We start from the raw sequence: 11,228 nt of genomic DNA, 5'->3' as shown, positions 1-11,228 counted from the left end.
CTGACCCTTTGCGGCTAGTCCCAAATAGACGCGCACGGCGTCATTCCTATCTCAATCGCCTCATGCGCCACAACTGATCACGTGGAGATCGCGGTTTGCGCTCGCTTACGTCACCGGCCAGGCCGCTGTGAACCGCGTTCCGTCATACGGCTCGGAGGTGGTTGAGATGAAATTTCGCCCATTGGTAGTCGCTGCAGGGCTTGTCGGCCTGCTGGGCTTGGCGGCCTGCGGCGGCGGTCCGAGCGCCACGAGCGGCGAGAGCGCGCCCAAGCCGGCCCACGCCAACGAGCAGCCGGCCGTCCCCCGGAAGTCACTCGCCCCGGGGCAGGAGAGCGCCGAGGCTCAGCAGGACAGCGAGGCTGAGCAGGACAGCGAGAAGGACACGACGACGGCGCAGATCTCCACGTTCGCCCTGGACGTGGACACCGCCTCGTACGGCTACGCCCGCCGTACCCTGCAGGAGGGCCGCTGGCCCGCGCCCGCCGAGATCCGCCCGGAAGAATGGGTCAACGCCTTCCGCCAGGACTACGCGCAGCCGGCGGGCGACGGGTTCACCGTGCACGTGGACGGCGCGAAGCTGCCCTCGCGCGACGAGGCCGTCATGCGCGTCGGCCTGCAGACGCGCGCCTCCGGCTCGGCCGAGCGGAAACCCGCCAACCTCACGTTCGTCGTGGACGTGTCCGGCTCCATGGCCGAGCCCGGCCGCCTGGACCTGGTCAAGTCGGCCCTGTACAAACTGCTCGACCAGCTCGCGCCCGGCGACCAGGTCTCGATCGTCTCCTTCAGCGACGAGGCCACGGTGCTGGCCTCGATGACCCCGCTGTCCGCCAGGGAGGAGCTGCGCGAGGCGGTGAACGACCTCACGATCGCCGGCGGCACGAACCTGGAGGCCGGGCTCGTCACCGGCTACCAGGAGGCGGCCCAGGCGTTCAGGCCCGCCGCCACGAACCGCGTCATCGTGCTCTCCGACGGCCTGGCCAACCAGGGCAGCACCCAGTGGCAGGCCCTCCTCGACCGGGTCAAGGAGTACGCGGGCCGGCAGGTCACGCTGCTCACCGTCGGCGTCGGCCGCGACTACGGCGACGAGCTGATGGAGCAGCTCGCCGACAACGGCGACGGCATGGCCGTGTACGTCAGCACCGAGGAGGAGGCCACCAAGCTCTTCACCACCCAGCTCCCCGCCACCATCGAGCTCCGGGCCCGCGACGCCAAGGCTCAGGTCGTCTTCAACCAGGCCGTCGTGGAGAGCTACCGCCTCATCGGCTACGAGAACCGGGAGCTGGCCACGGAGGAGTTCCGCGACGACAGCCGCGACGGCGGCGAGATCGGCCCCGGACACTCCGTCACCGCCCTGTACGCGCTCAAGCTCAAGCCGGGCGCCGACGGCCAGCTCGCCCAGGCCACCGTACGCTGGCAGGACCCCGACACCAGGTCGGCCTCCGAGGTGAGCGAGTCGCTGCGCTCCGGCGAGCTGGCCGCCTCGGTCTGGGACAAGGCGCCGGTACGCCTGCAGGTCGACGTCGTGGTGGCCGCCTTCGCCGTCTACATGCGCGACCGGGACGCCTTCGGCCTCGACCTGCCCACGCTCGGCGAGCACGCCAACCGGCTGGCCGCCACCTCCGAGGACCCGATGGTGTCCGAGCTGGCCACGCTCATCGACCGGGCCAAGGCGGTCGGATAGCCCGTCGTGCGCGACTTCGCGAGCGTGCTTCGGCGCTCGCGAAGTCGGCTACACTTTTACAGGAACAAGGGGCTATGGCGCAGTTGGTAGCGCGCCTCCATGGCATGGAGGAGGTCTGGGGTTCGAATCCCCATAGCTCCACTCCCTAGGCTCCGATTCCCATGGTGGAATCGGGGCCTTTTCTGCTGTCCGGCACCCATCGCTGTGATCAGTGCTTGCCGCCGACGCCCGCGTAGACCGCCGCCCGGCAGGACGGGCATGTGCGTGTGTGTAGAGATTTAGAACAGATGTTCGTACACTAGAAATCATGAACTCTGTGGAACTGCCCGAGATCTGGAGGCCGCCCATCGTCGAGCACGCGGAGGCGATCCGTGACCCGGCCCGATACCTGCTCGCCTGGGGCGACGACACCGAAGGGGCGCGGTGGGGATACCTGCTGTGGCCGCCGACGAGCCTGGAGGCGCGCTGGGTGCGCTGGGAGGAGATCCGGCCGGTCGCCGGCGAGGACTACAGCGCGGTCCCGGTCGCCGACCCGCTGCTCATGTGAGTCTGTTGCCGAGGGGTTTAATGTCTGACTAGAGTCAGAGAATGAACGGTACGGCAATCGGTCAGGTGCGCCGCTTCCAGCGGACCGTGACGCAGCGGATCGGGGCGCTCGACGACGCCTTCATGGGGCGGGACCGGCCACTCGGGCAGGCGCGGCTGCTCTGGGAGCTCAGCGCGGAAGGCAGCGAGATCCGCGCGCTACGGGCCCGGCTGGAGCTCGACTCCGGCTACATGAGCAGGCTGCTGCGCTCGCTGGAGGCCGACGGGCTGGTCGTGGTGGACGGGGGCGGGCCCGACGGGCGGGTCCGCAGGGCCCGGCTCACCCCGGCCGGCCTCGCCGAGCGGGAGTTGCTCGACCGCCGCTCCGACGAGGCCGCCGCGTCGCTGCTCGCGCCGCTCTCCGAGGGCCAGCGCGAGCGGCTGGTGGTCGCGATGTCCGAGGTCGAACGCCTGCTGGCCGCCTCCATGATCGAGATCGACGTGCTCAACCCCCGCCACCCCAGTGCCCGCCACTGCCTCCAGGCGTTCGTCGCCGAGCTGACCAGCCGCTTCGACGGCGGCTTCGACCCCGCGCGCAGCCTCCCGGCCCGCGAGGAGGACCTGCGGCTGCCCGCGGGCATGATGCTGGTCGCCACGTTGCGCGCCGAGCCGGTGGGCTGCGTGGCGCTGAGGCTGTGTCCCGGCGTGGGGCAGATCAAGCGGATGTGGGTCGACCCGGCCGTCCGCGGGCTGGGCCTGGGGCGCCGGCTGCTCGCCGAGGTCGAGGCGCGGGCCGCCGCGCACGGCCTGCGCAAGGTCCACCTGGAGACCAACCGGCTGCTCACCGAGGCCATCACCCTCTACCGGGCGTCGGGATACGAGGAGGTGGCGCCGTTCAACGACGAGCCGTACGCCCATCACTGGTTCGAGAAGCGCCTTACGGATTGAAGCGGTGGTAGCCGGGGGCGGTCCAGCCGGCCGGGAGGGTTCCGGCGAGGTGGGCGTACTCGTCCAGCTCGAACCGCACCACCGGCCGCTCGCCCCATTCGGCGACGGCCCGGCCGGTGAGCTGCAGCGTCTCGCCGCGGTCCCAGCCGGGGAACAGCAGCCCGGCCCGCGGATCCAGCTCCAGGTTGCCCAGGGTCATGTACATGCCGTTGCCCGGATAGTCGGCGAACTCCAGCGTGCATCCCGTCAATCTAACGCCTGGCCGCCCCTCGGCCCGTGAGACTCAGGCGCGGCCGACTCCGGCGAGTATGCCCGGCCTGACCAGGTCGTGCTTCCCGCCGGGCGCGGCGTCCCCCGTCCAGTCCGCGACCGGCACGACGCCGGGCCCGAGCAGTTCCAGGTCGCCGAAGTACCCGGCGATGTCGTCATAGCCGCGCCCGGCGAGCGCGCCCGAGGTGGTGCCCGAATAGACCTGCTGGCCCGCGCGGGTCGCGTCCTCGGTGGCGTCGCCCTTGTAGAGGTGGGAGAGCACCAGATGGCAGCCGGGCCGCAGGCGCTCACGGATCCGGGCGGCGATCCCGGCGGCCTCGTCGTCGTCCGACACGAAGTGCAGCACCGCCACCATGAGGACCGCGTACGGCTCGGAGAGGTCGAGGTGCCCGGTGACGAGCGGGTCGGCCAGGATCGCCTCCGGGTCCCGTACGTCGCCCTCCAGCGCGATGACGTCCTGCTCCCTGGCCAGCAGCGCACGGGCGTGGGCGAGCACGATCGGGTCGTTGTCCACGTAGACGACACGGGAGCCGGGGACGTACCGCCTGGCCACCTGGTGCACGTTGTCCTGGGTCGGCAGCCCGGCGCCGATGTCGACGAACTGGCGCACCCCGGCCTCGGCGAGCATGCGTACCGCGCGGCGCAGGAAGCCCCGGTTGGACAGGGCGATCTTCCTGGCGTCGTTGCCCATCTTCCGGCCGAGTTCGATCATCTTCTCGGCCGCCTCGCGATCGGAGGCGAAGTTGTCCCGGCCGCCGAGGTAGTAGTCGTACATGCGGGCGACGCTGGGCACACTCGGGTTGATCCCGGCTGGTACGCGATCCGCCTCGGCCATCCGCACGACCCTTCATAGTGATCTTCTGGGCCGGAGTCTAAACGCAAACGCCTGATATATCTGGATTTGTGCGGCGAAAGGCCCGTCAGGTGCGCCGGAAGGTGTGCCGGTAGGCCACGGGCGAGACCCCCACGGCCGCGTGCAGGTGCTGGCGCAGCGAGACCGTCGTGCCGAAGCCCGCCCGCCTGGCCACCTCCTCCACGCCCAGCTCCGTCGTCTCCAGCAGTTGCCTGGCGTGTTGCACCCGCTGCCCGGTCAGCCACCGGGACGGGCTCATGCCGGTCTCCTCCCGGAAGCGCCTGGTGAACGTGCGCACGCTCATCCTGGCGTGCCCGGCCAGCGTGTTCAGGTCGAGCGGGGCTTCGAGGCGGGCGAGCATCCAGTCGCGGGTGGCCGCCGTGCCGCCGCCGTCCCCGTACGGGAGCGGCCGGTCGATGTACTGGGCCTGCCCGCCCTCCCGCCACGGCGGCATGACGCAGCGCCTGGCCGCCCGGTTGGCCACCTCGCTGCCGAAGTCGCGCCTGATCACGTGCAGGCACAGGTCCATGCCCGCGGCCACGCCCGCCGAGGTCAGCACGTCGCCGTCGTCCACGAACAACACACCCGGGTCCAGTTTGACCGTCGGGAACAGGCTCGCGAAGTGGGCCGCCTCGCGCCAGTGCGTGGTGGCCGGGCGGCCGTCGAGCAGCCCGGCCGCCGCCAGCACGTACGAACCCGTGCAGATCGACATGGTCCTCGGGCGCCCCTGGAGGGCGTGGCGCAGCGTGTCCGAGATCGTGCCGTTCTTGAGCGCCCGGCCCGCGTGGATGCCGGGCACCAGCACGGTGTCGGCCGTGTCGAGCACGTCGAGGTCGTGATCGGGCAGCACGCTGTAGCCCGCGCTGCACCGCACCGGCTCGCGACCCTCCGAGCAGGTCACCACCTCGTACAACTTCTCGCCCGACGACGTCTCCGCCGACCAGAACACCTGCCCGGGCACCCCGAGGTCGAGCGGGGCGAAGTGGTTGAGCACCACGACCGCGATCCGATGGGTCATGGCCCGATTCTTACACATATTGGCTTTCCGGCCACTCGTGACCTTGTAAGGCGATAAATCAGGATTGGCGCATGACTGTGAGCACCACCCCCGCCACGCGCCGACGCCTTCATCGGGCCTGGTTCGTCGCGGCCGTCGCCTTCGTGGCCATCCTGGGCTCCGCGGGCTTCCGTGCCACCCCCGGCGTGCTGATCACGCCGCTGCAGGAGGAGTTCGGCTGGTCAGCGGGCACGATCTCGCTGGCCGTGTCGATCAACCTGGTGCTCTACGGACTGACCGCCCCCTTCGCCGCCGCCCTCATGGACCGCTTCGGCATGCGCCGCGTGGTCGCCATCGCGCTGCTGCTGATCGCCACGGGCAGCGGGCTCACGGTGCTCATGACCGCGAGCTGGCAACTCCTGCTGTTCTGGGGCGTGCTGGTGGGGCTCGGCACGGGGTCGATGGCGCTGGTGTTCGCCGCCACGGTGGTGGACCGGTGGTTCGTCCGCCACCGCGGGCTGGTGACCGGCGTGCTCACCGCGGCCGGCGCCACCGGGCAACTCGTCTTCCTGCCCGTGCTGGCGCAGCTCGCGCAGGGGCCCGGATGGCGCTTCGCCTCGCTGACCGTGGCCGCGGCGGCGCTGGCCGTGGTGCCGTTCGTGTGGTGGTTGCTGCGCGACCGTCCCGAGGACGTGGGCACGACGGCGCTCGGCGCTGAGCCGGGCGTGGTGCGCATCGCGCCCAGCACGGCCAACGCGGCGCTCAGGGCCGTCTCCGTGCTCGTGTCGGCGGCCAAGACGCGCCCGTTCTGGTTGCTCGCGGGTGGCTTCGCCATCTGCGGGGCCAGCACGAACGGCCTGGTCGGCACCCACTTCATCCCCGCCGCCCACGACCACGGCATGGCCGAGCCCGTCGCCGCGGGACTGCTGGCGGTCATCGGGATCTTCGACATCGCGGGCACGGTCGCCTCCGGCTGGCTCAGCGACAAGGTCGACCCCAAGGTGCTGCTCGGCGTGTACTACGCGCTGCGCGGACTGTCGCTGATGGTGCTGCCCGCCCTGTTCGCGGCCACGACCGAGCCCAGCATGCTGATCTTCATCGTGTTCTACGGCCTGGACTGGGTGGCGACGGTGCCGCCCACGGTGGCGCTGTGCCGGCGGATCTACGGGGCCGACGGGGCCGTGGTGTTCGGCTGGGTGTTCGGCTCGCACCAGGTCGGGGCCGCGATCGCCGCCGTCGGCGCCGGACTCACCCGCGACCACCTGGGCGCCTACGACCTCGCCTGGTACGCCGCCGGCGCCCTCTGCCTCCTCGCCGCCGGCATGTCACTGGCCATCGGGCATGCTAGAGGGCGATGAACGATGAGTTGTACGTCCTGCCCCTGGTCGTGAGGATCGAACGCGCCACCCCTCCGGAGCGCACCGACGCCCTTGAGGCCGCCGCCATGGCCGTGTTGTCCCTGCTGGACGACCCGGGGGAGTGGACCGGCGAACTGCACGCCTGGCAGTCCACCGGGAAGATCCGCAAGGTCGTGCGCAGGGCCAGGGGCGCCGAGTGGCGCAGGGCGGTCGGGCTGCCCGGCCGCACGATCGAGCACCGCACGGCCGAGGTGCGCGTGCACCCTCCCGTGCCCCTGGACGACTGGCCGCGCGACCTGGCCAGGCTGCAGGTGTCCGGCACCGAGCTGGCCGACACCGTCGCCCCCGGGCCCGCCGCGCCGCCGATCCTGTGGGCCAACCCGGCGCTGGAGATGTCCGCGGGCAAGGCCATGGCCCAGGCCGGGCACGCCGCGCAGCTCGCCTGGTGGGCCAGCGACGCGGGCGAGCGGGCCGCCTGGCGCGAGCACGGGCTGGCGCTCTCCGTGCGCACGGCCGCCGCACCTGACTTCGAGGCCAGGGTGGCCGCGGGGCTGCCCGTAGTGCGCGACGCCGGGTTCACCGAGATCGAGCCGGGCTCGTGCACGTTCGTCGCGGACGCGCCCTGGCTCCTCGGCCGCGTGACTAGAGCGTGAACACGTCGGCCAGCACGCCGCCGGCCGGGGTGATCCGCGCGGGTGACGGGCTGTCGTACACGACCATGAGTCTGCCGTCCGCCAGCCGCGCCAGCCCCTCCGGGTGGTCGCAGCCGACGCCGTACGGCAACTCCAGCACGGCCTCCAGTTCCTCCCCTGAGACGACGCCCCGCCGCTTGCCCGGCCGCCACCGCAGGACGCGTACCGGCCCGTCGAGGTCCATCGTCGGTCCCGCGAGCAGCAGCAGCGACTCCCCGTCCGGGCACATGTCCCGCACGCCGAGCCCGCCCAGGTCCAGGAAGTGCTTGCGGTACGGCTCCCGCAGCCGCAACCTCCCCTTGCCCGTGTCCTCGGGCCGCAGCTCCAGCACCACCGCCCAGCCCCGCAGCACGGGACCGCGCAGCCCCAGGTAGAGGCGGTCCCGCGTGACCGCGATGCCCTCGACGTCGAAGCCGTTGTCCTTGCCGGGCAACGCCAGGAACGGCGCCAGATGCGGATCGTCCGCCAGCGCCGCGGTGAGGTTGTCCTTGCCCGCCAGGATCGATCCGGGGCCGGGCAGTTCCGTGCCGGGGTCGAGCGGCAGGCAGGCCAGGATGAAGCGGTTCTCCTCCCTGATCACCGTGGCCAGCCGCTCGGACGCCTTCTCCGGGTCCTTCGACTTGACCTTCCTGCGCTTGAGACTGTGCGAGCCGACCAGCCAGAGGAAGCCGTTCGCCCGGGCCAGGCCCTCGATGTCGGCCTCCTCCTCGGGGCCCGCCGGCAGGCCGACATGGTCGGCGAGACGGAACGTGCGCTGGCCGCCGTAGTGGTCGCCCGTCCATGAGAGGTGTTCGAAGGTCGCGGTCTCGTCGCCGGCGATCCAGAGGCCGGAGGAGCTCTGCCGGATCGCTGAGAGGTTCGTGTGTGTTTGGGACGCTTGCGAGGCGTGGTCGAATCGCAGCTCAACCTGTTCCACCCCGCCATGATTGCACTTCGGTCGCTTCATGAGCGCAAAGGCGGGATTTGTCGTACGCTCCCGTCGTGCTCCATGGGGAAGATGAGATCAAGGGTTCCCGAGTGAGAACGGCCGCAAGGCGCGGGATCCCGACTTCTCCGCCCAGACGCTCCCGCATCGGCGATATTCGGATGCGGGTGCTGTACCGGGGGCTGCTCGCGGCCGTCGTCGTCGTGGCTGTGGCCGCGGCGCTGGCCCTGGTGCTCCCGTCCGAGCCGGACGAGGTCGCGGCGGGGCCGGTCACCGCGCCGCCGGCCGCGCCGCCCTCGTCCGGCCCTGCAGCTGTACCCACGCAGGACGTCACGCCGGTCCCGCGGAACGACATGCCGAGCCCCCGAGCCTCGCTCGCACCCGGCTACACCGCCATGCAGGCTCTGTACGCCGACCCGCGCGTCCCCAAGCTCACCCGCGCGGTCAAGCGCATGGCTCTCGCCTCGCCCGGCAGGCGGGTCGTCAAGGACGAGCGGATCGGGCTCGCGGTGCCGAAGCTGCCCGGCCCGTGGAAGGGGTATGGAGCGGCGCCGTTCACCACCAGGCAGGCGCTGCCCAAGCAGCGCGACACGAGCCTGCGCGGCATGTTCGTGAGCTGCCCGCTGCCGATCATGGAGCAGAAGTCCCCGCGCGACACGGCCCTGCTGGCCGCCCGGTGGACGCTCAACCACCACCCCAAGGGCTCCAGGATCACCTGGCTGGCCTCACAGCCCGTGAAGAAGGGCTGGATGCTCGTCTACCGCGTCACGTACGGCGCGCACACGTCACGTGCGGCAGTTGTGATCATGGATGGGGGAATGAGCAAGCCAGGACTTGCGTTCGTCACAGTGCCTGACTCGCAGCGCAAGCAGTGGCGTGATATCGGCCGCGTGGCCTCAGGGGTGCGTGTTCTAGGCTAGAAAGATCATGAAATGCGGCGATGTGGGGGAGTGACGCCGTGGAACGCTCTGGACCGCCTAAGGCTCCGGAAAAGGGCAAGGGCAAGCCGCCCTGGCGCTCGGAGGGCCTGCCAGGCACGCCCGGAGGCCGGCCGAAGATCAACTGGTGGCGCTTCATCGTCACCCTGCTCGTGGTGTACGCGGGCTTCTTCGTCGTCTCGTCGTTCGTGGACAGCGGATCGGTCGAGACGATCTCGTACACCGAGTTCACCAAGCAGGTGAGCACCAAGAACGTCAAGGAGATCTACGCCCAGGGCCTGTCCGTCGAGGGCGACCTGAGGTCGGCGGCGAAGAACCCCGAGGGCGGCGAGTCGTACACGCGCTTCGCCACCGAGATCCCGGCCTTCGCCAACACCGACCAGCTCGACCAGCAGCTTTCCACCGGCCAGGTCGAGATCACCTCTCAGCCCATCACCCGCGGCTTCTTCTCCAACCTGCTGCTCTCGCTGCTGCCGGTGCTGCTGCTGGCCGGACTGTGGATCTGGATCATGCGCCGCGGCGCCAGCATGATGGGCGGCGGCCTGGGCGGGCTCGGCAAGTCGAAGGCGGCCAAGCCGGTCGACGCCGGGCAGGTGCGGGTCACGTTCGAGGACGTGGCGGGCATCGACGAGGTCGAGAACGAGCTCGTCGAGATCGTCGACTACCTCAAGGACCCCGACAAATACCGCAGGCTGGGCGCCAAGCTGCCCAAGGGCGTGCTGCTCGCCGGGCCTCCTGGCACCGGTAAGACGCTGTTGGCCAGGGCGGTCGCGGGTGAGGCCAAGGTGCCGTACTTCTCGGCCAGCGCCTCCGAGTTCATCGAGATGATCGTCGGTGTGGGCGCCTCGCGGGTGCGCGACCTGTTCGAGGAGGCGCGCAAGGTGGCGCCGTCGATCGTGTTCATCGACGAGATCGACGCCATCGGCCGGGCTCGCGGCGGCGCGGGCGGCATCGGCGGCCACGACGAGCGCGAGCAGACGCTCAACCAGATCCTCACCGAGATGGACGGCTTCTCGGGCGCCGAGGGCGTGATCGTCATCGGGGCCACGAACCGTCCCGAGGTCCTCGACCCGGCGCTGCTGCGTCCCGGGCGCTTCGACCGTACGGTGCAGGTGGGCCTGCCCGACGCGGCCGGCCGCACCGCGATCCTGGCCGTGCACACGCGCGGCGTGCCGCTGGACGGCGCGGTCAGCCTCGACCAGCTCGCCAAGACCACCCCCGGCATGACCGGCGCCGACCTGGCCAACCTGGTCAACGAGGCCGCCCTGCTGGCCGCCAAGCGCGGCAAGGAGAAGGTCACGATGGCCGACTTCGCCGACGCGCTGGAGAAGTTGCAGCTCGGCGCGGCCCGCAGCATCGTGATGCCGGAGGAGGAGCGCACCAGGACCGCCTTCCACGAGGCCGGTCACGCGCTGCTCGGCATGCTCCAGCCCGGCGCCGACCCGGTCAGGAAGATCTCGATCATCCCGCGCGGCCGGGCGCTCGGCGTCACCCTGTCCACCCCCGACACCGACCGCTACGCCTACGACGAGCAGTATCTGCGCGGCCGCATCACCGGCGCGCTCGGCGGCATGGCGGCCGAGCAGGTCGTGTACGGCGTCATCACCACCGGCGCCGAGAACGACCTCGAACAGGTCACCATGATCGCCCGTGGCATGGTCGGCCGATGGGGCATGTCGGAGAAGGTCGGCCCGCTGACCATCCTGCCCAACGACGGCCAGCCGCCGCAGGCCTCGCCTGTCACGCTCGCCATGGTGGATGAGGAGGCGCGGCGGATCGTGGACGAGTGCTACGAGCGCGCGGTCCAGATCCTCGGCGACAACCGCGACAAGCTGGACGCGATCGTGGGGGCGCTGCTGGAGCAGGAGACGCTGGACGAGGCGGGCGCGTACGCGGCGGCCGGTCTGGCCAGCCCCGCCGAGCGCCGTTCACAGGCCCACGCCGAGCCCCAGCCACAGCTCTTTTCCGGAAATTAGGACAATTCGGACGTTGCACCTGGTCTGTCATGGGCAGGTGACCCGATAACTGTGATCGGGGGACC

11 protein-coding genes and 1 tRNA gene are annotated in these 11,228 nt (G+C 70.9%); 8 read left to right on the top strand and 4 right to left on the bottom strand.

The window, feature by feature from the left end; genetic code table 11:
- Nucleotides 1–181 precede the first annotated feature (181 nt).
- From ACFPZ3_RS68415 to ACFPZ3_RS68400, 4 genes are all read left to right on the top strand, one after another.
- Nucleotides 182–1,681 (top strand): vWA domain-containing protein, encoded by a 1,500-nt coding sequence (locus tag ACFPZ3_RS68415; RefSeq protein ID WP_379525040.1) that lies wholly within the window; start codon nt 182–184, stop codon nt 1,679–1,681.
- 68 nt (nt 1,682–1,749) lie between these two features.
- A tRNA-Ala gene (locus ACFPZ3_RS68410) sits at nt 1,750–1,822 on the top strand.
- A 166-nt stretch (nt 1,823–1,988) separates the two neighbouring features.
- On the top strand, nt 1,989–2,228 hold the full coding sequence (locus ACFPZ3_RS68405; RefSeq protein ID WP_379525039.1) for a hypothetical protein: 240 nt from the start codon (nt 1,989–1,991) through the stop codon (nt 2,226–2,228).
- 41 nt (nt 2,229–2,269) lie between these two features.
- Entirely contained in the window at nt 2,270–3,154 is an 885-nt protein-coding gene (locus ACFPZ3_RS68400; RefSeq protein WP_379525038.1) for a bifunctional helix-turn-helix transcriptional regulator/GNAT family N-acetyltransferase, read from the top strand.
- Here ACFPZ3_RS68400 and ACFPZ3_RS68395 read toward each other — a convergent pair.
- From ACFPZ3_RS68395 to ACFPZ3_RS68385, 3 genes are all read right to left on the bottom strand, one after another.
- A complete protein-coding gene (locus tag ACFPZ3_RS68395; RefSeq protein ID WP_465263611.1) occupies nt 3,144–3,404 on the bottom strand; it encodes a hypothetical protein in 261 nt (86 codons plus the stop codon). The two genes, ACFPZ3_RS68400 and ACFPZ3_RS68395, sit on opposite strands and share 11 nt — an antisense overlap.
- 33 nt (nt 3,405–3,437) lie before the next feature.
- The gene (locus tag ACFPZ3_RS68390; RefSeq protein WP_379525037.1) at nt 3,438–4,259 is read right to left on the bottom strand and encodes an SAM-dependent methyltransferase; all 822 of its coding nucleotides are present in this window, start codon (nt 4,257–4,259) and stop codon (nt 3,438–3,440) included.
- Between the two features lie 85 nt (nt 4,260–4,344).
- Nucleotides 4,345–5,295, bottom strand: coding sequence for a GlxA family transcriptional regulator (locus tag ACFPZ3_RS68385; protein ID WP_379525036.1), 951 nt, complete (start codon nt 5,293–5,295; stop codon nt 4,345–4,347).
- 71 nt (nt 5,296–5,366) lie between these two features.
- Between ACFPZ3_RS68385 and ACFPZ3_RS68380 the strand changes: the two genes are divergently transcribed.
- Nucleotides 5,367–6,632 carry an MFS transporter gene (locus tag ACFPZ3_RS68380; protein ID WP_379525035.1) on the top strand — a complete coding sequence of 422 codons (1,266 nt, stop codon included), beginning with the start codon at nt 5,367–5,369 and terminating at the stop codon, nt 6,630–6,632.
- On the top strand, nt 6,629–7,285 hold the full coding sequence (locus ACFPZ3_RS68375; protein ID WP_379525034.1) for a peptidyl-tRNA hydrolase: 657 nt from the start codon (nt 6,629–6,631) through the stop codon (nt 7,283–7,285). Before ACFPZ3_RS68380 ends, ACFPZ3_RS68375 begins: the two co-directional genes overlap by 4 nt.
- Here ACFPZ3_RS68375 and ACFPZ3_RS68370 read toward each other — a convergent pair.
- Nucleotides 7,275–8,240 carry a DUF3616 domain-containing protein gene (locus ACFPZ3_RS68370; RefSeq protein WP_379525033.1) on the bottom strand — a complete coding sequence of 322 codons (966 nt, stop codon included), beginning with the start codon at nt 8,238–8,240 and terminating at the stop codon, nt 7,275–7,277. The two genes, ACFPZ3_RS68375 and ACFPZ3_RS68370, sit on opposite strands and share 11 nt — an antisense overlap.
- A 170-nt stretch (nt 8,241–8,410) precedes the next feature.
- On the opposite strand from ACFPZ3_RS68370, the gene ACFPZ3_RS68365 reads away from it, so the two are divergent.
- Entirely contained in the window at nt 8,411–9,169 is a 759-nt protein-coding gene (locus ACFPZ3_RS68365) for a hypothetical protein (protein WP_379525032.1), read from the top strand.
- A gap of 38 nt (nt 9,170–9,207) precedes the next feature.
- Nucleotides 9,208–11,163: an ATP-dependent zinc metalloprotease FtsH gene (gene ftsH, locus ACFPZ3_RS68360; protein WP_379525031.1), complete on the top strand. Its 1,956-nt coding sequence runs from the start codon at nt 9,208–9,210 to the stop codon at nt 11,161–11,163.
- Nucleotides 11,164–11,228 lie beyond the last annotated feature (65 nt).

The sequence above is a fragment of the Nonomuraea insulae genome (assembly GCF_042656245.1).
The sequence above is the reverse complement of the archived record's forward strand: the minus strand, read 5'-3'. Positions and strand labels throughout refer to the sequence as shown.

Bases quoted from the DNA above. Each gene is read 5' to 3' on its own strand.
- ACFPZ3_RS68405 (WP_379525039.1), top strand. From the start codon at position 1,989: ATGAACTCTGTGGAACTGCCCGAGATCTGGAGGCCGCCCATCGTCGAG.
- ACFPZ3_RS68400 (WP_379525038.1), top strand. From the start codon at position 2,270: ATGAACGGTACGGCAATCGGTCAGGTGCGCCGCTTCCAGCGGACCGTG.
- ACFPZ3_RS68390 (WP_379525037.1), bottom strand. From the start codon at position 4,259: ATGGCCGAGGCGGATCGCGTACCAGCCGGGATCAACCCGAGTGTGCCC.
- ACFPZ3_RS68385 (WP_379525036.1), bottom strand. From the start codon at position 5,295: ATGACCCATCGGATCGCGGTCGTGGTGCTCAACCACTTCGCCCCGCTC.
- ACFPZ3_RS68380 (WP_379525035.1), top strand. From the start codon at position 5,367: ATGACTGTGAGCACCACCCCCGCCACGCGCCGACGCCTTCATCGGGCC.
- ACFPZ3_RS68375 (WP_379525034.1), top strand. From the start codon at position 6,629: ATGAACGATGAGTTGTACGTCCTGCCCCTGGTCGTGAGGATCGAACGC.
- ACFPZ3_RS68365 (WP_379525032.1), top strand. From the start codon at position 8,411: ATGCGGGTGCTGTACCGGGGGCTGCTCGCGGCCGTCGTCGTCGTGGCT.